The sequence below is a fragment of the Pseudomonas sp. A39 genome (genome assembly GCF_058145955.1).
Genome location: NZ_JBYVMD010000062.1, coordinates 1 through 24,832, shown reverse-complemented (window position 1 = coordinate 24,832; position 24,832 = coordinate 1). Strand labels below are relative to the sequence as shown.

Here is a 24,832-nt window from a genome sequence, read left to right as displayed (position 1 = left end):
AGGCTGATAAAAATAACAGGAGCCAGCATGGGCCAGACTCGTTTTGCCAGTGGGCGTCAATTGGATCTGATTTGCCTCGGGCGCCTGGGCGTCGACCTCTATGCACAGCAAGTGGGTGCGCGGCTTGAGGACGTATCCAGCTTTGCCAAGTACCTCGGCGGATCCTCCGCCAACATCGCTTTCGGCACCGCGCGGCTGGGGCTCAAGTCGGCGATGTTGAGCCGGGTCGGCGACGACCATATGGGGCGCTTCCTGGTGGAATCCCTGGCGCGTGAAGGCTGCGATGTCAGCGGCATCAAGGTCGACCCGGAGCGCCTCACCGCCCTGGTGTTGCTCGGCCTCAAGGACCGCGAAACCTTCCCTTTGGTGTTCTACCGCGAAAACTGCGCCGACATGGCCTTGCGTGCCGAAGACATCAACGAAGCCTTTATCGCCTCGAGCAAAGCCCTGCTGATCACCGGCACGCATTTTTCCACCGACGGCGTGTACAAGGCCAGCATCCAGGCGCTGGATTACGCGGCCAAGCACAACGTCAAGCGCGTGCTGGATATCGACTACCGCCCGGTGCTGTGGGGTCTGGCAGGCAAGGCCGACGGCGAAACCCGTTTTGTCGCCGATCAGAATGTCAGCCAGCACGTGCAGAAAATCCTGCCGCGCTTCGACTTGATCGTCGGCACCGAAGAAGAATTCCTGATTGCGGGGGGCAGCGAAGACTTGCTCACCGCCTTGCGTAAGGTGCGCGAATTGACCCCGGCGACCCTGGTGGTCAAGCTCGGTCCGCAGGGTTGCACAGTCATCCACGGCGCCATTCCCGCGCGGTTGGAAGACGGCGCCATCTACCCCGGTGTGCGTGTGGAAGTGCTCAATGTGCTGGGCGCCGGCGATGCGTTCATGTCGGGGTTCCTCAGTGGCTGGATCAACGATGCGAGTGATGAACGGTGCAGCCAGTTGGCCAATGCCTGCGGCGGCCTGGTCGTTTCGCGGCACGCCTGTGCGCCGGCGATGCCGACGCCTGCGGAGCTCGAGTACCTGTTCAACAGCCCGGTGCCGATTACGCGCCCGGATCAGGACGTGACGCTGCAGCGCCTGCACCGCGTGACGGTGCCGCGCAAGAACTGGAAGCAACTGTTCGTGTTTGCCTTTGACCACCGCTGGCAGTTGGTGGACCTGGCGCAGAAAGGTGGACAAGACACGACGCGCATCAGCGCCATCAAGCAACTGTTTATCCAGGCCATCGAACGCGTCGAGCAAAAACTCGCTGAGCAAGGCGTGGAAGCCGACGTCGGCCTGCTCGCCGACCAGCGCTTCGGCCAGGACGCCCTCAACGCCGCCAGCGGTCGCGGCTGGTGGATCGCGCGCCCGGTGGAGGTGCAGAACTCGCGGCCGCTGGCGTTCGAACATGGCCGCTCGGTGGGCAGCAACCTGATTGCCTGGCCCCAGGAACAAATCATCAAGTGCCTGGTGCAATTCCACCCGGACGACGAGCCGCTGCTGCGCCTGGAACAGGAAGCGCAACTCAAGGCGGTGTACGAGGCGTCTATCGTCAGCGGCCATGAACTGCTGCTGGAAGTCATCCCGCCCAAGGATCACCCGTCCACTTACCCCGACGTGCTCTATCGCAGCCTCAAGCGCCTGTACAACCTGGGCATCTACCCGGCGTGGTGGAAGATCGAGGCGCAGTCGGCCGAGGACTGGAAGAAGCTCGACGAGCTGATCCAGGAGCGCGACCCGTACTGCCGAGGCGTGGTGCTGCTGGGCCTGAATGCCTCGGCCGAGTTCCTCGCCGATGGCTTCCAGCAAGCCAGCCAGAGTACGACCTGCCGGGGTTTTGCCGTGGGTCGCACGATCTTCCAGGAACCGAGCCGGGCGTGGATGGCGGGGGAGATTGATGACGAGACCCTGGTCCAGCGGGTGCAAGCCACCTTCGAGCAACTGATCAATGCCTGGCGCAGTGCCCGAGGCTAAAACCCGTTCTTAATTTGAAATGCAATCCAATGTGGGAGGGGGCTTTTTGTGGTGAGCGGGCTTTTGTGGTGAGCGGGCTTGCCCCGCGCTGGGCTGCGAAGCAGCCCCACCGGCTCTGCGACTAACCCGTCGCGGGACAATCCCCCCCTCACCACAGCAACCCAGCTTCCACATAAAGCAGATCTCAGTGATACCTGAAAATAATAAAGGTGCAGCCATGCCCGCAATCCGAATTGGCATCAACCCGATCTCCTGGAGCAACGACGACCTGCCGGCCCTGGGCGGTGAAACGCCCCTGAGCACCGCCCTGAGCGAAGGCAAGGAGATCGGCTACGAAGGCTTCGAACTCAACGGTAAATTCCCCAAGGATGCCAAGGGCGTCGGCGACGTGTTGCGCCCCTACGACCTGGCGTTGGTCTCCGGTTGGTACTCCAGCCGCCTGGCCCGTCGCTCGGTGGCCGAGGAAATCGAAGCCATCGCCGGTCATGTCGAGCTGCTCAAACAGAACGGCGCCACGGTGCTGGTGTACGGCGAGGTGGCCGACTCGATCCAGGGCTCGCGCATCCGCCTGATCGAACGCCCACGTTTCCACAGCGAACAGGCCTGGCAGGACTACGCTGACAAACTCACCGAACTGGCGCGTTTTACCCTGTCCCAGGGCGTGCGCCTGGCGTACCACCACCACATGGGCGCTTATGTTGAATCCCCGGAAGACATCGACCAACTGATGAACCGTACCGGCCCGGAAGTCGGCCTGCTGTTCGATTCCGGCCACTGCTACATGGGCGGCGGCGAGCCGATTGACGTGCTGCGCAAGCATATCGGGCGTATCTGCCACGTGCACTTCAAGGACGTGCGCAAACCTGTGGTGCAACTGGCGCGCAACCAGATGTGGAGTTTTCCGGATTGCATCGTCAACGGCACCTTCACCGTGCCCGGCGATGGCGATATCGACTTTGCCGAATTGCTCGATGTGCTGCTCGCCGCCCAATACCAAGGCTGGCTGGTGGTGGAGGCCGAGCAGGACCCGGCTGTGGCGCCGAGCTATATCTATGCGAAAAAAGGCTACGACACCTTACGTGCTCTGTTGAATGAGAGGACCGGAAAATGAGCTTGTTGGTCAAAAGCAGCAAACGCGGAAAAACCATGGTCGCCCTGGAAGAAGGGCGCCTGGAGTACGTGGGCTTTGCCGCCTACCGCCTGAGCCTCGGCGAAACCCTGCCGGTCAGCGCCGGTGATCAGGAGCTGTGCCTGGTGCTGCTAAGCGGCCGGGTGAACATTGAGGGCGAAGGCTTCAACTGGCAGAACCTGGGGGATCGCCAGTCGGTGTTTGAAGACAAATCCCCGTTCGCCGCCTACCTGCCACCGGGCACCGATGCGCAAGTTACCGCCTTGAGCGATGTACAGATTGCCGTCTGCGCCGCTCCCGGCACAGAAGGCTACGAACCACGCCTGATCCGCCCGGAAAACTGCAAGCGCAGCGTGCGCGGTAAAGGCGCCAACACCCGCTACGTGTGCGACATCCTGCCTGACAGCGAGCCGGCGCATTCGCTGCTGGTGGTGGAGGTGCGCACGCCGTCCGGGCACTCGTCGAGCTACCCGCCGCATAAACACGACACCGACGACTTGCCGCACCAGAGTTTCCTTGAAGAGACCTACTACCACCAAGTCAACCCGCCCCAGGGCTTTGTGTTCCAGCGTGTCTACACCGACGACCGCAGCATCGACCAGGCCATGGCGGTGGAAAACAGCGACCTGGTGGTGGTGCCCAAGGGCTATCACCCGGTCAGCGTGCCGTATGGCTACGAGTCCTATTACCTCAACGTAATGGCCGGCCCCAAGCGCGCCTGGCATTTCCATAACGACCCGCAGCACAGCTGGCTGCTGGACCTTTAATCAGCGGTTTGGACGGAGAACAACAACAATGAAATCGCCTTTACGTTTCGCCCTTAACCGCATGGTCGCGCCCCAATTGTCCCTGCCGGATTTCATCCAATTGGCGGTAGCGCTCAAGTGCGATGCCATCGAGATCCGCAACGACCTGGCGGACAGACAAATTGAATTCGGCACCCCGGCCAGCCGCGTGCGCGAACTGTGCGCGGTGCAAGGCATTACGGTGCTGTCGATCAACGCGTTGTACCCCTTTGATGTGTGGAACGACGAACGCCGTGCCCAGGCGATCACGCTGGCGACCTACGCGCGCGAATGCGGCGCCCAGGGCCTGGTGATGTGCCCGTTCAACGAGCCGGGTGATACGCGCAATGAAGCCCAGCGCGCTGCCGGCTTGCGCACCGCCCTGAGCGAGCTGGCGCCGATCCTGCGCGAATACGGGATTCTCGGTTTTATCGAACCCCTGGGTTTTGAAGAGTGCGCGATGCGCCGCAAACGCGTGGCGGTGGACGCGATCCAGTCCATCGGCGGCCTGGATGTGTTCCGCCTGGTGCACGACACCTTTCACCATCACCTGGCCAGCGAACATGAGTTCTTTCCGGAACTCACCGGCCTGGTGCATATCTCCGGCGTGGAAGATGCCGAGGCACCGCTGAATTCGATTCGCGACGGCCACCGCGTGCTGGTGGGCGAGGGCGACATCCTCGGCAACGCGGCGCAGATCGACACCTTGCTCAGCAGCGGCTACAGCGGCTACCTGTCGTTCGAGCCGTTTTCCGAGAGCGTGCATGGCCTGGCCGACATCCAGCAAGCCTTGGGTGCAAGCATCGCCCATTTGCAAAATTCTCGAACCTGACACCGATCAACCTGTGGGAGCTGGCTTGCCTGCGATAGCGATTTATCACATACAGATTCATTGCCTGACACACCGCTATCGCAGGCAAGCCAGCTCCCACATTGGATCGGTGTTGACCAATCGAATTGCATTCACACAAGGTGCAAGTGATGACCACGACAAGATTGACCATGGCCCAGGCCCTGGTGAAGTTCCTGGATAACCAATACATCGAAGTCGATGGCGTGCAGAGCAAATTTGTCGCCGGGGTGTTCACGATTTTCGGCCACGGCAATGTGCTGGGCCTGGGCCAGGCCCTGGAGCAGGACAGCGGTGACCTTGTCGTGCATCAGGGTCGCAACGAGCAAGGCATGGCCCACGCGGCCATCGGTTTCGCCAAGCAGCACCTGCGCCGCAAGATCTACGCGTGCACCGCCTCGGTCGGGCCCGGTGCGGCCAATATGCTCACCGCCGCCGCGACCGCCACGGCCAACCGTATTCCGTTGCTGCTGTTGCCGGGCGACGTCTACGCCAGCCGTCAGCCCGACCCGGTGCTGCAACAGATCGAACAGTTCCACGACCTGAGCATCAGCACCAACGATGCCTTTCGCTCGGTGAGCAAATACTGGGACCGCATCAACCGCCCCGAGCAGTTGATGACCGCTGCGATCCACGCCATGCGCGTGCTCACCGACCCGGCCGAAACCGGCGCCGTGACCCTGGCATTGCCCCAGGATGTGCAGGCCGAGGCCTGGGACTATCCCGATTACTTCCTGCAGAAACGCGTGCACCGTATTGAGCGTCGCCCGGCCACTGCCGCGATGATCGGTGACGCGCTGGCGGCGTTCCGAGGCAAACGCAAACCGCTGATCATCTGCGGTGGCGGCGTGAAGTACTCCGGCGCCAATGCCGCGCTGCAAGCGTTTGCCGAGCGTTTTGAGATTCCCTTTGCCGAGACCCAGGCGGGCAAGAGTGCTGTCGTCTCCAGTCACCCGTTGAACGTGGGCGGGATCGGTGAAACCGGCTGCCTGGCGGCGAACCTGCTGGCGCCCGAGGCCGACCTGATCATTGGGATCGGCACGCGCTACACCGATTTCACCACCTCGTCCAAATCACTGTTCAAGCACGCCGAGGTGACGTTTCTCAACCTCAATATCAGCCCGTGCGACGCCCTGAAGCTCGACGGCGTGCAGGTACTGGCCGACGCGCAGGTCGCGCTTGAAGCGCTCGCCGATGCCCTGGGCGACTACCGTTCCGGCTGGGGCGAGCAGGTGCGCGACGCCAAGGCGCAGCTGGATGCCGAAGTGGACCGCGTGCATCAGGTGGAATACGCCGGCGACGGCTTCGTGCCGGAGGTCGACGACCACCTGGACCGTGCGGTGCTGCGGGAATTCATCGAGCTGACCGGCTCGTGCCTGACCCAAAGCCGCGTGCTGGGCGTGCTCAACCAGAGCCTGGCGGATGACGCCATCATCGTCGCCGCCGCCGGCAGCCTGCCCGGCGACCTGCAGCGCGCGTGGCGCAGCAAGGGCGTCAACACCTACCACGTCGAATACGGCTATTCGTGCATGGGCTACGAGATCAACGCCGCCCTGGGCGTGAAACTCGCCGAACCAACCAAGGAGGTCTACGCCCTGGTCGGCGATGGCTCCTACATGATGCTGCACTCGGAGCTGGCCACCTCGATCCAAGAGCGGCGCAAGATCAACGTGGTGCTGCTCGACAACATGGCTTTCGGCTGTATCAACAACCTGCAGATCGGCAATGGCATGGACAGCTTCGGCACCGAATTCCGCTTCCGCAACCCTGAGAGCGGCAAGCTCGATGGTGGCCTGGTCCCGGTGGATTTCGCCATGAGCGCGGCGGCTTATGGCTGCAAGACCTACAAGGTCAGCACCGTGGAACAACTGGAATCGGCGCTGGCGGACGCGCGTACGCAAACGGTGTCGACGCTGATTGATATCAAGGTGCTGCCCAAGACCATGATCCACGGCTACCTCTCGTGGTGGCGCGTGGGCGTGGCGCAGGTGTCCACCAGCGAACGCACGAATGCCGCCGCAAAAAAACTCAATGAACACCTGGCGAAGGCCCGGCAGTACTAATAACAAGAGGAGTGTTTGTATGTCTTTGAAGCTTGGAGTGATCGGTACAGGCGCCATCGGCCGGGACCATATTCGTCGTTGCAGCCAGACTTTGCTCAACAGCCAGGTGGTGGCGGTGACCGACATCAACCTTGAGCAGGCCGCCAAGGTGGTTGCGGACCTCAATCTGGACGCCGAGGTGTACCCCGACGGCCATGCCTTGATCAATTCGCCGCAGGTCGAGGCGGTGCTCGTCACCTCCTGGGGCCCGAGCCACGAAGAGTTCGTGCTCGCCGCCATCGCCGCCGGCAAACCGGTGTTCTGCGAAAAACCCCTGGCGGTCACCGCCGAGGGGTGTCGCCGGATCGTCGACGCCGAGGTGGCCTACGGCAAGCGCCTGGTGCAGGTCGGCTTCATGCGCCCGTACGACGAAGGCTATCGCGCCCTCAAAGCGGTGATCGACAGTGGCCAGATCGGCGAGCCGTTGATGCTGCACTGCGCGCACCGCAACCCCACGGTGGGCGAGAACTACAAGACCGACATGGCGATCACCGACACCCTGATCCACGAACTGGATGTATTGCGTTGGTTGCTCAACGATGACTACGTGTCGGTGCAAGTGGTGTTCCCGCGCAAATCCAGCAAGGCCCTGGCGCACTTGCGTGACCCGCAGATCGTGCTGCTGGAAACCGCCAAGGGCACGCGCATCGATGTGGAAGTGTTTGTCAACTGCCAGTACGGCTACGACATCCAGTGCGAAGTAGTGGGGGAGACCGGTATCGCCAAACTGCCGGAGCCATCCCAGGTGCAACTGCGCAGCGGGGCGAAGCTGTCCAATGCGATTCTGATGGACTGGAAGGACCGGTTTATCGGTGCATACGACGTGGAGTTGCAGGCGTTCATCGACAGCGTGCGCGCCGGGCAGGTCGGCGGGCCGTCGGCGTGGGACGGGTTCGCGGCGGCGGTGGCGGCGGATGCGTGTATCGAAGCGCAGGGCAGTGAGCAGATTGTGAAGATGAGCTTGCCGGATCGCCCACGTTTCTACGGCTAACCACAGTTCCACAGGTGGTATCCACTCAATGTGGGAGGGGGCAAGCCCCTCCCACATTTGAATCGGGTTTCCACTTCAAGCAAGGAGTGAATGTATGAGAATCGGTCTAGTCGGCTACGGCCACGGAGGGCGCTTCTTTCATGCGCCGCTGATTGCCACACTGCCAGGCGCCACCTTTGTCGGGGTGGTGACGCGTTCCGCAGAGCGCCGCCAGCAATTGGCAACCGACCACCCCGGCCTCAAGGCCTTTGACTCCATCGGCCAGATCGTCGAAGCCGGGGTCGATGCGCTGGTGATCTCCACCACGCTTAAAGGGCGTCCCGCATTAGTGCTGGAAGCCATCGAACACGGCGTTGCGGTGGTCAGCGACAAACCTTTCGCCGCCAACGCCGAACAGGCCCAAGCCCTGATCACTGCGGCTGAACGCCAGGGCTCTTTGCTCAGTGTCTACCAGAACCGGCGCTGGGACTCGGACTACTTGACCCTGCGCAAACTCATCGACGCCGGCGCTCTGGGCACCATCACCCGTTTCGAATCCCGCGTGGAACGCTACAGCCCGCAAGCCGTGGGCAACGCCAGCGGTGGCGGCTGGCTGCGCGACCTGGGCAGCCATTTGGTCGATCAGGCCCTGCAACTGTTCGGGCCGGTAGATCGGGTGTTCGCCCAACTGCACTACACCGCCGAACACCCCACCGTGGATCATGGCTTCTTTGTCTCCCTGACCCATGCCAACGGGGTGATCTCTCACCTGTGGGGCAATGCCTTGCAAAACAGCCAGGCCCCGCGTTTCAGGGTCAGCGGCACCGCCGGCTGCTACACCGTCGACGGTTTGGACGGCCAGGAAGACGCCTTGATGGCCGGCAAGTCGCCGAAGACCGAAGGCGAGCATTGGGGCGCTGAAGAACACCGACGTTGGGGCTGGTTCGAACAAGGCCCGGAACGCGAGCGAGTGCCGTCGGAGAAGGGCTGCTGGACGCAGTTCTATCGGCAGTTGCAAGTGGCCGTGCAAGGGCAGGGGCCGTTGCCGGTGGACGCCTATGATGCGCTGGAAACCACCCGTATATTGGACGCCGCACGCCTGAGCGCCGAGCGCCAGCAGGTGGTTTCAACAAAAATAGAATAAAATTCTAAAACAGGTTGATATGGAAATTATTTTCCAATAAAGTCTTTTCCAGGTTGCATAAAGTACGTTCGGACTCGATTCGCACGACTCAACAAAAACAAGATCAAAAACAACCAGGTACCGTCAGATGAAAATCTTCAACGCTGTACTGCGAGTTTTACGCCCTGCCCACACGCCACGCGGCCTGCCCCGCGCCCGGCCGTTCTACTTCTCCTTCCTTAATGTGCTGTGCGTCGAAAACAAAGGCGCGCTGGTGTGCTGCATTCCAGGCGCACCGGTCGTCCGGCTGCCTGCCGAGCTCTGAAAAACGCAACGTCCAAAAAACCAACAAGAAAGTGGAGACAGACCGTTCATGAAGACCCCGATCCGTTTTACCGCGCTGGCCTTGTCCATGCTGCTGGCCAGTGGTTTTGCCTCGGCTGCCGACTTGAAGATAGGCGTGAGCATGTCCGCCTTCGATGACACCTTCCTGACTTACCTGCGCGAAGACATGGACAAGCAAGCCAAGTCCTATCCCAAGGGCGATGGCGTGCAGCTGCAGTTCGAGGACGCGCGTGCCGATGTGGTCAAGCAACTGAGCCAGGTCGAGAACTTTATCAGTCAGAAAGTCGACGCGATCATCGTCAACCCGGTGGATACCGCCTCGACCAAGAACATCATCAATGCGGCGACCAAGGCGGGCATCCCGCTGGTCTTCGTCAACCGCCGTCCCGACCAGAAAGACTTGCCCAAGGATGTGGTCGCGGTGACCTCCGATGACATCGAGGCGGGTCGCCTGCAAATGCAATACATCGCTGAGAAACTCGGCGGCAAGGGCAAGATTGTGATCCTGCTGGGTGACCTGGCGAACAACTCCACCACCAACCGCACCAAGGGCGTGAAGGAGGTGCTGGCCAAATACCCGGACATCAAGATCGAACAGGAACAGACCGGCATCTGGCTGCGTGACAAGGGCATGACCCTGGTCAACGACTGGCTGACCCAAGGTCGCGAATTCAACGCCGTGTTGGCCAACAACGATGAGATGGCCATCGGTGCGTCCATGGCCCTGAAGTCGGCGGGTACCAAGCCGGGCAGCGTGCTGATCGCAGGTGTCGACGGCACCCCGGACGGTCTGAACGCGATCACCAAGGGTGACATGGCCGCGTCGGCGTTCCAGGACGCCAAGGGTCAGGCGGTGGGATCGGTGGAAGCGGCGCGCAAAATGGCCAAGAAGGAGCCGGTCGAGCAGAACGTGATTATTCCGTTCCAACTGATCACTCCGGAAAACGTCGCCCAGTTCAAGTAGCCCTGACATAACAACAATAAACCGGCAGGGCGGTCGTGCCCGCCCTGCCGATGGAGTACCTCCCTATGCTCGCTCAAGCCGCTGTCTCGCAGCCCCCCGGCCTCCAGCCGTTGCCGCTGGACGAACCCTACCTGCTGGAAATCGTCAACATCAGAAAAGGCTTTCCCGGCGTCGTGGCCCTGGCCGACGTGCAATTGCGCGTACGCCCTGGCACGGTGCTGGCGCTGATGGGCGAGAACGGTGCGGGCAAATCCACGCTGATGAAAATCATCGCCGGCATCTACCAGCCCGACGCCGGGGAAATTCGCCTGCGCGGCAAGCCGATCGTATTTGAAACGCCCCTGGCGGCCCAGAAGGCCGGGATCGCGATGATCCACCAGGAACTCAACCTGATGCCGCACATGAGCATCGCCGAGAACATCTGGATCGGCCGCGAGCAGCTCAACAGCCTGCACATGGTCAACCACCGCGAAATGCACCGCTGCACGGCAGAATTGCTGGCACGCCTGCGCATCAACCTGGACCCCGAGGAACACGTGGGCAACCTGAGCATCGCCGAGCGGCAGATGGTCGAGATTGCCAAGGCCGTGTCCTACGACTCCGACATCCTGATCATGGATGAACCGACGTCGGCCATTACCGAGAAGGAAGTGGCCCACCTGTTTTCGATCATTGCCGACCTCAAGGCCCAGGGCAAAGGCATCGTCTACATCACGCATAAAATGAACGAAGTGTTTGCCATCGCCGATGAAGTGGCGGTGTTTCGTGACGGCCACTATATCGGCTTGCAACGCGCCGACAGCATGAACAGCGACAGCCTGATCTCGATGATGGTCGGCCGTGAACTGAGCCAGTTGTTCCCGGTGCGCGAGACGCCGATCGGCGACCTGCTGCTGTCGGTCCGCGACCTGCGCCTGGACGGTGTGTTCAAGGACGTCTCCTTTGACCTGCATGCCGGCGAGATCCTCGGCATCGCCGGGTTGATGGGCTCAGGCCGCACCAACGTGGCGGAAACCATTTTCGGCATCACCCCAAGCGACGGCGGGAAGATTGAACTGGACGGGAAGGCGGTGCGTATCAGCGACCCGCACATGGCCATCGAGAAGGGCTTTGCGCTGCTGACCGAGGACCGCAAGCTCAGCGGCCTGTTCCCGTGCCTCTCGGTGCTGGAAAACATGGAGATGGCCGTGCTGCCGCACTACTCGGGTAACGGCTTTATCCAGCAGAAAGCCCTGCGTGCGCTGTGCGAAGACATGTGCAAGAAGCTGCGGGTGAAAACCCCGTCCCTTGAACAGTGCATCGACACCTTGTCCGGCGGTAACCAGCAGAAGGCGTTGCTGGCGCGCTGGCTGATGACCAACCCGCGCCTGCTGATCCTCGATGAACCCACGCGGGGCATCGACGTGGGCGCCAAGGCCGAGATCTATCGTTTGATCTCGTTCCTGGCCAGCGAAGGCATGGCGGTGATCATGATTTCCTCCGAGCTGCCCGAAGTGCTGGGCATGAGCGACCGGGTCATGGTGATGCACGAAGGCGAATTGATGGGCACCTTGGATCGCAGCGAAGCGACCCAGGAAAAAGTCATGCAGTTGGCCTCCGGGATGACGGCAGTCCACTGACGTACAGAATAAAAAAGGTGATTGGCTATGAACGCAATAACGGATAACAAACCGGCGACGGTGCCAACCAAGAGTCGTCGACGCATGCCCACCGAGCTGAGCATCTTCCTGGTGCTGATCGGTATCGGCCTGGTGTTTGAATTGTTCGGCTGGATCGTGCGTGACCAGAGCTTCCTGATGAACTCCCAGCGCCTGGTGCTGATGATCCTGCAGGTGTCGATCATTGGGCTGCTGGCCATCGGCGTGACCCAGGTGATCATCACCACCGGTATCGACCTGTCCTCCGGCTCGGTGCTGGCATTGTCGGCGATGATCGCCGCCAGTTTGGCGCAGACGTCCGATTTTTCCCGGGCGGTATTCCCGAGCCTGACCGACTTGCCGGTGTGGATCCCGGTGGCCATGGGGCTGGGTGTGGGGCTGTTGGCGGGTGCGATCAATGGCAGCATCATCGCCGTTACCGGTATCCCACCGTTTATCGCCACCTTGGGCATGATGGTCTCGGCGCGCGGCCTGGCGCGTTATTACACCGAAGGCCAGCCGGTGAGTATGCTGTCGGACTCGTACACGGCCATCGGCCATGGCGCGATGCCGGTGATCATCTTCCTGGTGGTGGCGGTGATCTTCCACATCGCCTTGCGCTACACCAAGTACGGCAAGTACACCTACGCCATCGGCGGCAACATGCAGGCGGCGCGGACTTCGGGGATCAACGTCAAGCGTCATCTGATCATCGTCTACAGCATCGCCGGCTTGCTCGCAGGTTTGGCGGGGGTCGTGGCGTCGGCTCGCGCTGCGACGGGTCAGGCCGGCATGGGCATGTCCTATGAGCTGGATGCGATTGCCGCGGCGGTGATCGGCGGCACCAGCCTGGCGGGCGGGGTAGGGCGCATTACCGGTACTGTGATCGGCGCGCTGATCCTCGGGGTGATGGCCAGCGGGTTTACCTTTGTCGGGGTGGACGCTTATATCCAGGACATCATCAAGGGCCTGATCATTGTGGTCGCAGTGGTGATTGACCAGTATCGCAACAAGCGCAAGCTCAAACGCTGAGATCGTCTTACGGCCAACACACATCAAATGTGGGCGCTGGCTTGCCTGCGATTGCATCCACTCGGTAGCCCTGACCGACCGAGTCGCCTGCATCGCGGGCAAGCCCGACGCCCACACTTGATCTTTATCAGGCCGTTCTAACCGTTTGTCTTCTATATAGCTCCACAACACTGAATTTCTTGCTATAAACGCACTCCGATAACCATTCGCCAAGCCCGTCCTGGTGCCTTTTGGGGTTATCTCGGAAAAATTGCCTGTCATTTCAGTTGCTGCGCCCTCAAGTCGGCCTTAGACTGCCGCCCCTCGTAAATTGAGTGCCGGGTGGCGCTTGAAATGGACGGCGCCTTTCCGAGACCTGCAGAGGTCGACCGGAACGCTCCCTTATTCGCCTTAATGCACGTATTTTTTATAGAGAAATCAATGACAAAGGAAAAGTTGCTGGCCATGCCGGCGGATGACTACATGAATGCCGAACAGCACGCTTTTTTCGAGAAGTTGCTGCAAGACATGAAAGTGGAACACCACGAGCGCATCGAACAGAACCGCATCGCCATTGAAAGCCTGGACACCCCGGCTGACCCGGCTGACGCCGCTTCCGTGGAAGAAGAGCGCACTTGGCTGGTCAATGCCATCGACCGCGACCAGCGCATGCTGCCGCAACTTGAGCGTGCACTGGAACGCATCAAGGAAGATTCTTTTGGCTGGTGCGATGACAGCGGCGAGCCTATTGGCCTCAAGCGCCTGCTGATCAGCCCAACCACCAAATACTGCATCGAAGCGCAAGAGCGCCACGAGCAGATCGACAAGCATCAGCGCCAAGCCTGATGCGGTGAAGCTGGGGGATCGCCACGCCGTTCCCCCAGGGAAAGACCCCGTTACACCCCCTCTATTGATCTGCTGCAAGCTACCCCACTAAAGGCCCATGGATAATGGCCCGATAGTGGCGTTTAATGCAGTGACAATAACGACAAGCAGTGGGGTGGCGAAGATGGCTGGAGACGGATCTCTGATGGGCGCAGCAGTGCCACCGCAACCGGTGGTGCGCGGGTTGCCCGGCTGGTTCACGCAGCTGATGCAGAGCGCCGCCCTGGTGTTGCTACTGCTGGGCCTGGCGTTTGCCAGCCTGCCGCTGTACCTCTGCCTGCCACTGGCCTTGCTGGTGATCTGGCTGCCTCAGCTGAAACGCCGCACGCCGGTTATAGCGTGTGCCGAGGCCGTCGATGCCATTGGCGAGCTGACTCGCGACCTGTCCCACACCACCAGCCATAACGCATTGTCCGCTGCCGGCGTGGCCTATTCGGTCAAGCAACTGGCCGCCCGGTTGCAGTCGCAGTTGAGCGCCGCCAAGCAGATTGTCAGCAGTGCCGAAGTGATGATTGGCACCGAAAAGATCACCTCCCAACTCAGTCGTGAGGCTCTGGAAGCCGCGAGCCAAGCCCATCAGCGCAGCACCGAGGGCCGCGAAGTGCTGGCCCAATCAATTACCCGCATGCACCTACTCAGCCAGCGCGCCAACGCGAGCCGTGAACTGATCGAAGCCTTGAGCCTGCGCAGTGAAGAAATCCAGCGGGTGACCCTGGTGATCCAGTCCATCGCCAGCCAGACCAACTTGCTGGCGCTCAATGCGGCCATTGAAGCGGCGCGGGCCGGTGAACACGGTCGTGGCTTCGCGGTGGTCGCGGATGAAGTGCGCGGGCTGGCCGGCCGCACGGCCACGGCCACCGATGAAGTGGGCGTGATGGTGGCGGATATCCAGCAACGTACCGCCCAGGTGGTGGAGCAGATTCGCCAGCTTTCGGCGGACCTGCACACTGGCGTCGAGCAGGTGGAGCACGCTGGCGAGCAGTTGCAAAGTATCGCAACGCTGGCGGCGGGTGTGGAAGGCCAGGTGAATGAAATCGCCCAGGGCACCGACACCAATCGCACCCAGCTCGACAGCCTGTTCCATGCCGTGGAACAGATGCGCAGCGACCTGGCCGTCAGTGACCAGCAAACCCGTCAACTGGCCGATGCCGCCGTGCAGATGGAGGGTCAGGCCGAAACCATCAGCGAGCGCCTGGCGGCAGTCGGGCTGGATGACTACCACCAGCGTATCTACGACCTGGCCCGCGAGGGTGCGAGCCGGATTGCCGCGCAATTCGAAGCTGATGTGCAACAGAACCGCATCAGCCTGGATGACCTGTTCGACCGCAGCTACACGCCGATTGCCAACACCAGCCCGAGCAAGTACCACACCCGGTTTGACGGCTACACCGACCAGGTGCTGCCGGCGATCCAGGAGGCGCTGTTGCCACGGCATGAAGGGTTGGTGTTCGCCATCGCCTGCACGCCGCAGGGCTATGTGCCGACGCACAACAAAGCGTTTTCCCAGGCGCTGACCGGCGACATGCAAGTGGATGCGGTGCAGAACCGCACCAAGCGCAAGTTCGAAGACCGCACCGGGATCCGCTGTGGCAGCCACCAACAGGCAGTTCTGCTGCAAACCTATACCCGCGACACCGGGGAGCTGATGCACGATCTGTCGGTGCCGATCATGGTCAAGGGTCGGCACTGGGGCGGCCTGCGCCTGGGCTATAAACCCGAGGCTGTGAGGCGCTGACGTAAATTATGCTTTTCCGGAATGGGCATAGGTATCGACACATATTGTAGTGAGCGGGCTTGCCCCGCGCTGGGTGGCGAAGCCGCCCCAATAAAGACATCGCCGAGTTCCAGATAGAACTAGGTCGCTTGGTTTGGGGCGGCTTCGCCACCCAGCGCGGGGCAAGCCCGCTCACTACAGGGAGATTTTTCAGCCTTTGAACGTTGTGTAGATATCTACCGTCAGTGCGGTTGATGCAGGCGTTGGTTGAGTTCGTCCACCGCGATCGCCCATTCGGCGTCTTCGCGCAGCTCTTCCTTGAGAAAACTTGCCTGTTGTGCGGACCAGAAAGGCGCATCGATCAACTTCACGTCGTCAGGCAAAGGGTGCGCGACGATAAACGCATCGATGGCCTCCGGAGTTGAATCCAGGCCCAATTGTTCAAACAGGGTTTCAAGGGTGGGGATTGGCGCGTCCATTTCGTTCTCCATGCAGGGTGGTCGTTATGCATGGGAGGGTTGTGGCGCGGTAGAGTTCTATCGGATGTCAGGAATTCAGGGCCCCGGCATCCACAGCAGTCTTTAACGCCTTGGCGGCGTCCTTTGCGGCGATGGCGGCGGCGTCGGCGGTTTTGAACCAGCGGTCTTTTTCCACCTGGTGTGTGGTGACAGTGGTCAGCGGTGGCTTGGCCCGCATGACAATCACTGCTTGAAATTCACCGTCTACCTCCCTTGCGTCGCCATGGATGAAAAATTCGCCGATATCAAATTCCGTCACGTAGAGCCTTCCCTTGGAGATAACTGCACTGGAGAAACCTGGCCCGCGGGGCACAAACTTCAGTGGACGGGCCAGTATGGCAGTTGTTGCGGGTCGGCGGCGCAGTTAAGTTACCCGGCGGACGAAACGATTGCGCTGTGGGAGGCCTGCAACAGGGCTTCAAGTTTCTTGGCCAGCTCACAGGCCTTGACATGATCGCTGCGAAAGCCTTTGATTCGACCGCTGAGCACTTCACGGATGTGGAAAAAGTTTCTGCCGGCAGGTACGACTTGGTAGAGAACCGAATCCGAGTACCCACCAAAGCCGTTCAAACGGTAGTATTGAGCGCTGTCCTGACAGGATGAACGGGTGTGCGAAGACATAGCGCTGTAGGGTGATCGTTGCATGGCCTGCTCCTTTCGATCTAGCCGGATGACGTTATTGCAGCGTTTTGAGTGGTTTTGATCCTTGCTGCTGTTTTAGTATTGTTGTCGCCGGCCCGCGCACGGTTCCACGACAGTGTGTTTATTTGTGTTTGCGTGTCGGAAAACTGCATTTTTAATCAGGTTATTCTCTGAAGTTGGTCGGCGCGTATTCTCGTGCCGTGGAACCTGTGATCTCCTGTGGTGCCTGATGACCTCGCACAAGGTCTATCGCATACGTGCGCACTCGTCTTACGGCGCGATGGCGGGATTAACTTCAGTTTTTTTCAAAGAATGAGTGATGTGGTCGTGCCGTGATGGCCGTTTTTTTGTGCTGCCCGCTCTGGCGGACAGCGCTCTTTTCGATGTGGGGGCGTTTCCTTGGCAGTCAGTAATCTGGATATGCACGCGTTATTCGTGCTGGGTGATTTGCGCGCAAAGTTGGTTAAACAGTTTCAATCCCGTTTCGTTTACATCACCGAGCAGACGCCGGAAGGCATCTACATCGCCGAAATCGATACCGAAGCGGCGATGGTGGTGGATGACAAGCCCCGCCTGGAACTCAAAGTCGGTGACCATTTCCGCGCGGCGGTGTTGCCGAGTCGTGAAGGCGGCAAGTTCGAGTTGAAGTTCCGCGACATCAAGTTGACCGTCTATGGCTTGGGCGAATACGCCTTTGTGTCTTCAGCCGAAGGCCAGGGCATTGTGTTCAAGGAAGGCCACAGCGTGATGCTGGTATTTGCCGCCACCGAGCAACTGCAGGAAGGCCTGACCAAAACCCTGAAGGCCGTGACCGGCAAGGCCGCCAAATGGCGCAAGGGTGAACTGGTGACGTTCAAGGCCAGTGAATAATCAGTAAAAACAGCGAACACCCGTTATCTCCCGGAACCTCTACTACAGTTGAGTTGACTTAATTGTTCAGAGGCTTCGCGCATACGCAGCAAAGCCGTCCGCCATTGGCTGCGATATCGCGAGGTGCGAAGGCATGAAAGGATTGAGAACACTGTTGGCAGCATCCCTGACGACCCTGGCACTGTCAGTGACGACGTTGCCGGTTTCAGCGGCCCAGGCACCGATCCATTTTGCCGACTTGAACTGGGAAAGCGGCAGTCTGATCACTGAAGTGTTGCGGGTGATTGTCGAGAAGGGCTACGACCTGCCCACCGACACCTTGCCGGGCACCACCATCACCCTGGAAGCCGCCCTGGCGAAGAACGACATCCAGGTGATCGGCGAAGAATGGGCCGGCCGCAGCCCGGTGTGGGTCAAGGCTGAGGCCGAAGGCAAGGTGGTAGGCCTGGGCGATACCGTCAAAGGCGCAACCGAAGGCTGGTGGGTGCCGGAATATGTGGTCAAGGGTGACCCTGCCAAAGGCATCAAGCCCCTGGCGCCGGGCCTCAAAAGCGTGACGGACCTGGCGCATTACAAGGACGTGTTCAAGGACCCCGAATCCCCAGGCAAGGGGCGCTTTCTCAACAGCCCGATCGGCTGGACCTCGGAAGTGGTCAACAAACAGAAGCTCAAGGCCTACGGCCTGGATGACAGCTACGTGAACTTCCGCAGCGGTTCGGGCGCGGCACTGGATGCCGAGATTGCCTCGTCGATCCGGCGTGGCAAGCCGGTGCTGTTCTACTACTGGTCGCCGACGCCGCTGATGGGACGCTACAAGCTGATCCAGCTGGAAGAACCGCCGTTTGATGCCGAGGCGTGGAAGACCCTGACGGATGCAGATAACCCTGATCCGAAGCCGACGCGGTCGTTGGCGTCGAAGTTGAGTATCGGCGTTTCTACGCCGTTCCAGAAGGAACATCCGCAGATTGCCGAGTTCTTTGAAAAGGTCGAGTTTCCGATTGAACCGCTGAATAAAGCCTTGGCGACCATGAGCGAAAATCACACCGCGCCACGTGAGGTGGCCCAGGCGTTTCTCAAGGAACATCCCGAGGTGTGGAAGGCATGGTTGACCGAGGATGTGGCGCAGAAGGTTGAAGCCAGCCTGAAATAACCACGGATCTTTCAGTTCAATGCGGATCAAGTGTGGGAGGGGGCTTGCTCCCGATGCAGCGTCTTAGTCACGGCATGGTTGACTGATTCACCGCTATCGGGAGCAAGCTTCCTTCCACATTCAGTTGCATTCCAAGATTAGAACCGGGTCTGTACCGCCAACTCAAAGGTTCGTGGCGAGCCCAAGTAATACGCCGGCGACACATGCGCAAACTCGGCATACACCTCATTGGTCACGTTGCGCACCCGGCCCGTCACCGAGGTGTGCGAGTCCACCTTATAGCGCAGGAACGTTCCGAACAGCGTGTAGGCTGGAACCGTCTGGGTGTTGGCATTGTCCGCAAACACCTCGGCCACATACCGCGCATCCACGCCACCTTGCCAGTCCTCGGCAAAATCATACGTCAGCCACAGGTTGCCCACGCGCTTGGGCACGTTGGTGGGCGTGTTGCCTTTGCGTGAGACCACCGCGCCGCTGGCGATTTTCTCATTGAAGTCATCGTATTCGGCGTCAACCCAGGCGAAGTTGCCTTCCGCCAGCAGCCTGGGCGTGATGCGCAGTGAACTCGCCAACTCGATGCCCCTGGAAGACTGCGCGCCGACCGGGATGCTGTTGGTGGGATCCAGCGGATCGGTCACGGCAAAGTCCTTGCGCTCGATCTTGTAGGCCGCCACGGTGGCCGAGCCGCGACCGTCCAGGTAGTCGAACTTACTGCCCACTTCCCACTGTTTGCCCGTCGAGACCTCAAACACTTGCGTGGTGGTCGTCGGTTGCTCGGCGGCGGTGCTGTATTGCACATACACATTGGCCGAGGGGATGAACTGATAGGTCAGGCCCACGCGGCCGGTCACCGGTTCCCAGCGGCGCTTGAAGTGGCGGGGGTTGGTGGCGGTTATCGCCCGGTGGTTGGTGACGTCCAGGTCGATGGCGTCATACCGCAAGCCGGTCAGCAGCGACAGTTTATCGGTGAGGCCCAGACGGTTCTCTACGAATAATGCCTGGGTGGTGACTTCGTTGGTCTTGTCCTTGCCGACGTTCTCTCGGGTTCGCGGGATGTCATAGAAGTGGCCGGGATCGAAGTTGTTTGGGTCTACCACGCTGTCGCCTGGCACATTCAGTGGGGTGTTGGTAGTGCTGTTGACCTTGTACTCGAAACCGCCGGACCAGGTGGCCGAGAGTCCGAAAATGTGGTCCTCGTGGCGCCACTCGAACTGGTTGCCGTTTTGTTCGCCCTGATGGCGCACCTGATAGGCCGTCGAGCGGTTTACCGCGCTGTTGTTGGCGTTGTACTGGTAGGTTTCCAGGTTGCGGTAATCGCGCTGGCTGTCCAAATGGTAGAGGGTGTTTTTCAGCGTTGTGCTGTCGTTGAGGCGGTAGTCGATGATCGAACGCACCCAGAGCGTGCGCTGTTCGTAGCGGCCGTCGGCGACGTTGTAGTTGTTGAAGCGGTTGCGCTTGTCGATCTTCAGTTCGCCGACCTTGGGGTTGAGCACCGGCGTGCCCCAGTAGGGGCTGTCTTCATGCTCGTCCTGGTATTCCAGCGCCAGGGTGTGGGACAGGTTCGGGGTGAGATCACTGAGCAGGGAAAACGCCAGGCTCCAGGCGTCGCGCTGGTCGCGGTCGGTGTAGCTGTGGTTGGTGTTGCGGCTTACATCCAGGCGAGCGTAGTGCTGCACCTCGGCGCCGGGGTCGGTCAGGGCATGATTGACACCGAAGGCCATGCCGGCGGTGTCATAACTGCCGTAAGTGAGTTGCCCTTCGGCAGCCTGTTCCTCACGGGTGGCCAGCTTGGTCACGTAGTTGAGCGAACCGCCCACTGAGCCTGCGCCGTTGATCAGCGAGGAGGGGCCGCCCACCAGCTCCACCCGGTCATAGATCCACGCATCCACCGGGCGTGCCAGGCCGGTGGCGACGTTGACGCCGTTGAACATCTGGGTGATCTGGCTGCTGGTAAAGCCACGGTAGGAGACAAACCCGCCAAACCCCGGTGGAGCGCTGGCGTTAACGCCGGGCAAGGTATTGGCCGCATCGCGGAAAGTCTTGGCGCCGTGGCGCTCGATGTCATTGCGAGTGGCGATGGCCACTGACGCCGGGGTTTCCCGCACGCTCAAGCCCAACCGCGACGCCATGCCGCTGGATTGGTCCAAAGCCAAACCGGGCTCGACGGCTTGTTCGCCATCGATGGTCGTCGGGGCCAACTCAAGGGCCCAGGCGCAGACAGGCAGGCAGCCGAACAGGCCCGCCAACAGGGGTAGATGTTTCATGGTTGAATCCTGAAAAACTTGGCTTGAAAGCAACGCACAGCCATCCGTATTTCCTTGCGGAAACGGCGCTCAGTGCAGATCAGAAAGCGAAGGACTCAGGCGAAGGCAGGCGGCGCACGCGGGTGGGCCGTGGGCCAGGTGAAGCGGGCAGGGATGTCAGCAGCCAGGACGATGGCAGGCGGGGGGGCATGAGGCTGTGGCAGCACCGCCACATTCAGGCTGGAACTCAGCGCCGGGCCCATGCCGCCGGTGGAACACAGCGGACAACCAAACGCCTTGGACAGTGTAGGCAAATTCTCTTCAGGGGCATTGGACGGCGTGGGCGCCTGGGTGCGCGGGTCCACCGTACAAAACTGACCGCCGATGCCATTGAGCTGCATCCCGACCATCTGCCCATGACCGATGCTGCAGGCGAACACATTGAACAGGACGCAGCAGTAAAGCATCCAGGCAATGAGCGAGCGATCGGCACGGGCAAGTTTCATGGGGCGGCACTTTACCATCAGCCGCCGACGAAATGCCTGCAGAAAATCTCAGGGCGACTATTCTGTTTCGCACCTTTTCAGGGAGAGCCAGCCATGAGCTTTGTTGTCGCACGATGGATTGTCGGCGTTTTTACCTGCATCAGCATGGTCCACCTCTACTGGGCCGCCGGCGGCAAACTCGGCAGCCTCGCCGCCATCCCCCAACTGCCCGGCGAATTCGCCAGCGGCCCAAAGCCAGCGTTCAAGCCCTCGGCGCTGGGGACGTTCCTCGTGGCGATGGGGCTGGTGGCGATTGCGCTGTTGGTGTGCCTGCGGGCTGGGCTGTACTTCTCGGCGGTGTCCCATGGTGCGCTGCAGTGGGGGATCAGCGCGATTGCCGTGGTGATGTTTGCAAGGGCGATTGGGGATTCAGAGTTGGTGGGGTTTTTCAAGAAGGTGGGTGGGTCGCGGTTTGCGAGGTTGGATACGTATTTTTATTCGCCATTGTGTTTGGTGTTGGGGGTGGGGTTGTTGGTGGTGGCGTGGGGGTGAGGGGGACTAATGCGGGATACGTAAAAAGCTAGAAGAAGAAAAAGAGGCCTGTTCGGTTTTTGATCGCAAGGGTGTTTAGATCGATTAATTTTTTTATAGTAGATGAGTTTTCGGGCGTCAGATGGTTATTGAGGATCGCTAAGGTTTTGTTGAGCTCCTCAAGGTTGTAGATGACTTCGTCTTCGTAGTCGTCAATTATTTTTCCCAGCGTGGTGTTTATTGCTTCTAGCGCGCCTGACTGTAGAAGTTGTTCGTACTCTTCGTGGGTGAGCGTAACGCTTTCGAGTAAAGAGTCCGGGCACTCGTCTACGTCTAATAAACTCATGGCCTCTAAGGTAAGTGGGGTACAGATTACTTTCATTTTTTGTGTACCTTTTTATTAAAGTGGGTGGCTTCATTGTATTCGCTTTGCGTTCTACCGATTTGCTTTCCTGAAGGGGATGTCTTGTTGTTAGGGACCACGCCTTCAAGACTCAAGTAGCGCCTTTTTCCCGGCTGTGATGGGTCATGGATTCTGAAGTAGTCCCCATTGAGGTCCTCTACAATTTCAACGCCATTTGCAGGGTTCTTGTAGATTTTCTTGCCTTTGTCTGTCGTCGTCACGATTGGGTCAGTGCCGGCAAACTTGACGATGTTTTCATCTAAGCTTGCTACCTTCCAGTTTGAGGAATACTTAGCTGCTCGCTCAGCTCCCCCAGTTTTAGGTAGTTCAGCTTCTCCTGGATCCACTTTTGTCGACTTGGCCGGATCCTTAGCACTCACCTCCGCCCCACACCCGTCTTCTCCAGGGCAGTTATTCAACCCCAACGGGTCTATCCATCCTGTAGGGTTGGGCACGTACTGGTACGCATTGATCCCACCCGCCAGCTTCACCGGATCCGGTGTCAGGTACCGACCAATATCCGGATGGTAGTAGCGATGGCGGTTGTAGTGCAGCCCGCTTTCTGGATCGAAGTATTGGCCCTGGAAGCGCAGCGGGTTGTCGATTTTTCCGATGTCGAGCCGGGTGATTTCGCCGTATGCGCGGTAGTGCGCGGACCAGACAATTTCTCCTTCGGTGTCGGTGAGTTCTTGTGGGGTGCCGAGGTGGTCAAGTTGGTAGTGGTAGACCTTGGTTTCTTTTGGGCCGAATCCTTCCAGTAGAGCCAGTGGACGAAAGCTGTCCGGTTCATAGAGGTAGCTGCGGTGACGGTCCGCATGGTGTTCGGCGATGAGTGTGTCGCCTTGCCAGAAGAACTCGGTCGTAAGGCCATCAACGGTTTTGCTGATACGCCGCCCAAACGGGTCGTAGCGGTAGCTGGCGGTTTGGCCGTTGGGTTGGGTGAGGCCGATCAGGCGATGCTGGCAGTCGTAACGGTATTCGGTGACAAGTCGATGACCTTTACCGCGTCGTTCGCGGATGAGGTTGCCGAAGGCGTCGTAGTCGTAGTGGCGGTCGCCTTGGATCATCAGGCGATTGCCCGCCACGATGTCGGGGCCCGGCCGGTCTTGCATGAGCAGGTTGCCGGCGGGGTCGTGGCCGAAGCGTTCTGGCTCGCCTTGGGAGTGGTCGGCACGGGTGAGGCGGCTTAGTGGGTCGTAGTGGTAGTGGTGCTCGCCTTTGCGGGTGTCGAGCAGGCGGGTGAGGTTGCCGGATTTGTCGTAGTCGTAGTGGCGTTGGTAGAGGGTGTATTCCTGCTGGGTGACGGCGTGGGCATGCAAGCGTTGCTGGTCGTCGTAGTGGTAGTGGCTGATCAGTTGGCCTTGTTGGCGTTGGTGTTCCTGGCCGGCTTTGTAGAGATGCGAAGTGAGGATCTCGCCGTTCAGTTCGACGGTGGCCAGGTGGCCGCCTTTGTCGTGGTTGAAGGTGAGGCGGTTGTTGTCGGGCAGGCGCAGGTTTGTTAGTTGGCCGCAGGTGTCGTAGCCGTAGCGCAGGGTGCCCCAGCCTTGGTGTTCGGCGGTGAGGCGGTTTTGGGCGTCGTATTCGTAAGCCAGGGCCCAATGGCCATCTTCGACGCTGAGGAGGTTGCCCTGGCGGTCGTAGGCGTAATCAACGTTGTTGCCATCAGGCAGGGTTTTTCTTACGAGTCGACCGGCATGGTCGCGCTCGTAGCGGGTAACCAACTGATTGCCGTCATCGCCGTGTTCGGTTTTTTCCTGAAGGTTGCCGTTGAGGTCGTAAACGTAGGCCGTGCGCTGACCGTCAAACCCGGTTTCCTGCTGGATCAGGCCGTTGCTGTGGTACTGAAGTCGGTAGGTTTCGCCAACCTCGTTTTCGATCTCGGTCAGCAACAAACGCACGTTGTCGTAGCGGTAGTTGACCTGGCTGCCATCGGCGTTGAGGCGGCGGCTGATCAGGTGCAGGCTGTCGGCGTATTCGTAGCGGGTGACGTTCCCCAGTTCATCGCGTTCGGAAGTGATTTTTCCGTAGGGGTTGTAGCGGTACTTGCGCGTGTCACCGCCGGGATTGGTCAGTTTTACCAGGCGACCTGCTGCATCCCACAGATACTGGGTCAGCGCCCCATGTTCATCCTCCCGCGCCACCTGCCGCCCAAGATCGTCATAGCGATAACGCTTGATCCCGCCATTCGGCAACTGCTCCTCAAGCAACTGCCCTCGCTCATTCCACACCAACTTCTGACAGCTGTGATCCGGGTACCAAACCCCAACCAGCTGCCCATATTTGTTGTAGCTGTAGTCAGTAGCGTGACCATCAGGATCGGTCCTGCGCGTCACATCGCCCTGATCATTCCGCTCATACTTCCAAACCGCTTCACCACGCCGCACAACCCGTACGAACCCGTTGTCATGCTCGTAGGTCGTCGGCTCATCCTCCCCCGGAAACAACGCCACCAAGCGTCCGGCTTCGTCGTACTGATACGCCGTCACCGCTCCCAGCGGGTCCTGCTCAAC

General features: G+C 60.1%; 23 protein-coding genes. 16 read left to right on the top strand and 7 right to left on the bottom strand.

Translation table 11 applies throughout. The features are described from left to right. Window positions 1-27 precede the first annotated feature (27 nt). The 13 genes from AC3ZU9_RS28575 to AC3ZU9_RS28515 all read left to right on the top strand — a co-directional run bounded on the left by AC3ZU9_RS28575 (window position 28) and on the right by AC3ZU9_RS28515 (window position 15,501). Window positions 28-1,965 carry a bifunctional 5-dehydro-2-deoxygluconokinase/5-dehydro-2-deoxyphosphogluconate aldolase gene (locus AC3ZU9_RS28575; protein WP_046034031.1) on the top strand — a complete coding sequence of 646 codons (1,938 nt, stop codon included), beginning with the start codon at window positions 28-30 and terminating at the stop codon, window positions 1,963-1,965. A 217-nt stretch (window positions 1,966-2,182) separates the two neighbouring features. Beyond that, entirely contained in the window at window positions 2,183-3,076 is an 894-nt protein-coding gene (iolE, locus tag AC3ZU9_RS28570) for a myo-inosose-2 dehydratase (protein WP_043205231.1), read from the top strand. Continuing rightward, on the top strand, window positions 3,073-3,861 hold the full coding sequence (gene iolB / locus AC3ZU9_RS28565) for a 5-deoxy-glucuronate isomerase (protein ID WP_012723778.1): 789 nt from the start codon (window positions 3,073-3,075) through the stop codon (window positions 3,859-3,861). The genes iolE and iolB overlap by 4 nt, the downstream gene beginning before the upstream one ends. A gap of 28 nt (window positions 3,862-3,889) precedes the next feature. Next, window positions 3,890-4,711, top strand: coding sequence for a TIM barrel protein (locus AC3ZU9_RS28560; RefSeq protein WP_102060335.1), 822 nt, complete (start codon window positions 3,890-3,892; stop codon window positions 4,709-4,711). Between the two features lie 149 nt (window positions 4,712-4,860). Continuing rightward, window positions 4,861-6,792 carry a 3D-(3,5/4)-trihydroxycyclohexane-1,2-dione acylhydrolase (decyclizing) gene (gene iolD, locus AC3ZU9_RS28555; protein ID WP_490091660.1) on the top strand — a complete coding sequence of 644 codons (1,932 nt, stop codon included), beginning with the start codon at window positions 4,861-4,863 and terminating at the stop codon, window positions 6,790-6,792. 19 nt (window positions 6,793-6,811) lie between these two features. After that, entirely contained in the window at window positions 6,812-7,822 is a 1,011-nt protein-coding gene (gene iolG / locus AC3ZU9_RS28550; protein ID WP_046034037.1) for a bifunctional inositol 2-dehydrogenase/D-chiro-inositol 1-dehydrogenase, read from the top strand. Between the two features lie 94 nt (window positions 7,823-7,916). Further along, window positions 7,917-8,945, top strand: coding sequence for a Gfo/Idh/MocA family protein (locus tag AC3ZU9_RS28545; protein WP_102060334.1), 1,029 nt, complete (start codon window positions 7,917-7,919; stop codon window positions 8,943-8,945). A gap of 127 nt (window positions 8,946-9,072) precedes the next feature. Next, window positions 9,073-9,249, top strand: a complete 177-nt coding sequence (locus AC3ZU9_RS28540) for a hypothetical protein (RefSeq protein WP_012723783.1) — start codon at window positions 9,073-9,075, stop codon at window positions 9,247-9,249. A 48-nt stretch (window positions 9,250-9,297) separates the two neighbouring features. Further along, a complete protein-coding gene (locus AC3ZU9_RS28535) occupies window positions 9,298-10,233 on the top strand; it encodes a sugar ABC transporter substrate-binding protein (RefSeq protein ID WP_012723784.1) in 936 nt (311 codons plus the stop codon). Window positions 10,234-10,298: 65 nt separating this feature from the next. After that, window positions 10,299-11,852, top strand: coding sequence for a sugar ABC transporter ATP-binding protein (locus tag AC3ZU9_RS28530; RefSeq protein ID WP_490091659.1), 1,554 nt, complete (start codon window positions 10,299-10,301; stop codon window positions 11,850-11,852). Window positions 11,853-11,879: 27 nt separating this feature from the next. Next, the gene (locus tag AC3ZU9_RS28525; protein ID WP_016975559.1) at window positions 11,880-12,902 is read left to right on the top strand and encodes an ABC transporter permease; all 1,023 of its coding nucleotides are present in this window, start codon (window positions 11,880-11,882) and stop codon (window positions 12,900-12,902) included. Window positions 12,903-13,322: 420 nt separating this feature from the next. Continuing rightward, window positions 13,323-13,727 (top strand): TraR/DksA family transcriptional regulator, encoded by a 405-nt coding sequence (locus AC3ZU9_RS28520; protein ID WP_003191666.1) that lies wholly within the window; start codon window positions 13,323-13,325, stop codon window positions 13,725-13,727. Window positions 13,728-13,824: 97 nt separating this feature from the next. After that, the gene (locus tag AC3ZU9_RS28515) at window positions 13,825-15,501 is read left to right on the top strand and encodes a methyl-accepting chemotaxis protein (RefSeq protein WP_490091658.1); all 1,677 of its coding nucleotides are present in this window, start codon (window positions 13,825-13,827) and stop codon (window positions 15,499-15,501) included. 221 nt (window positions 15,502-15,722) lie between these two features. On the opposite strand, the gene AC3ZU9_RS28510 is transcribed toward AC3ZU9_RS28515, so the two are convergent. From AC3ZU9_RS28510 to AC3ZU9_RS28500, 3 genes are all read right to left on the bottom strand, one after another. After that, on the bottom strand, window positions 15,723-15,959 hold the full coding sequence (locus tag AC3ZU9_RS28510; RefSeq protein WP_043205235.1) for a DUF2789 domain-containing protein: 237 nt from the start codon (window positions 15,957-15,959) through the stop codon (window positions 15,723-15,725). 67 nt (window positions 15,960-16,026) lie between these two features. After that, window positions 16,027-16,257, bottom strand: a complete 231-nt coding sequence (locus AC3ZU9_RS28505) for a hypothetical protein (RefSeq protein WP_093546923.1) — start codon at window positions 16,255-16,257, stop codon at window positions 16,027-16,029. A 110-nt stretch (window positions 16,258-16,367) separates the two neighbouring features. Next, window positions 16,368-16,643, bottom strand: a complete 276-nt coding sequence (locus AC3ZU9_RS28500) for a hypothetical protein (RefSeq protein WP_012723790.1) — start codon at window positions 16,641-16,643, stop codon at window positions 16,368-16,370. Window positions 16,644-17,060: 417 nt separating this feature from the next. On the opposite strand from AC3ZU9_RS28500, the gene AC3ZU9_RS28495 reads away from it, so the two are divergent. After that, entirely contained in the window at window positions 17,061-17,510 is a 450-nt protein-coding gene (locus AC3ZU9_RS28495) for a hypothetical protein (protein WP_046034041.1), read from the top strand. A 133-nt stretch (window positions 17,511-17,643) separates the two neighbouring features. Continuing rightward, window positions 17,644-18,660: an ABC transporter substrate-binding protein gene (locus AC3ZU9_RS28490; protein ID WP_490091657.1), complete on the top strand. Its 1,017-nt coding sequence runs from the start codon at window positions 17,644-17,646 to the stop codon at window positions 18,658-18,660. Window positions 18,661-18,797: 137 nt separating this feature from the next. Here the strand turns inward: AC3ZU9_RS28490 and AC3ZU9_RS28485 are convergent, their stop codons facing one another. Together AC3ZU9_RS28485 and AC3ZU9_RS28480 are read right to left on the bottom strand one after the other, a co-directional pair. Beyond that, window positions 18,798-20,924, bottom strand: coding sequence for a TonB-dependent receptor (locus AC3ZU9_RS28485; protein ID WP_490091656.1), 2,127 nt, complete (start codon window positions 20,922-20,924; stop codon window positions 18,798-18,800). A 95-nt stretch (window positions 20,925-21,019) separates the two neighbouring features. After that, window positions 21,020-21,409, bottom strand: coding sequence for a DUF2946 domain-containing protein (locus AC3ZU9_RS28480; protein ID WP_102060331.1), 390 nt, complete (start codon window positions 21,407-21,409; stop codon window positions 21,020-21,022). Window positions 21,410-21,502: 93 nt separating this feature from the next. On the opposite strand from AC3ZU9_RS28480, the gene AC3ZU9_RS28475 reads away from it, so the two are divergent. Continuing rightward, a complete protein-coding gene (locus tag AC3ZU9_RS28475; protein WP_078048046.1) occupies window positions 21,503-21,940 on the top strand; it encodes a DUF3995 domain-containing protein in 438 nt (145 codons plus the stop codon). 28 nt (window positions 21,941-21,968) lie between these two features. Here the strand turns inward: AC3ZU9_RS28475 and AC3ZU9_RS28470 are convergent, their stop codons facing one another. Both AC3ZU9_RS28470 and AC3ZU9_RS28465 read right to left on the bottom strand, forming a co-directional pair. Next, window positions 21,969-22,301: a hypothetical protein gene (locus AC3ZU9_RS28470; RefSeq protein WP_122810567.1), complete on the bottom strand. Its 333-nt coding sequence runs from the start codon at window positions 22,299-22,301 to the stop codon at window positions 21,969-21,971. Then, a partial coding sequence (locus AC3ZU9_RS28465; protein WP_490091655.1) for an RHS repeat-associated core domain-containing protein occupies window positions 22,298-24,832 on the bottom strand: 2,535 nt, incomplete at its 5' end. The genes AC3ZU9_RS28470 and AC3ZU9_RS28465, both read right to left, overlap by 4 nt.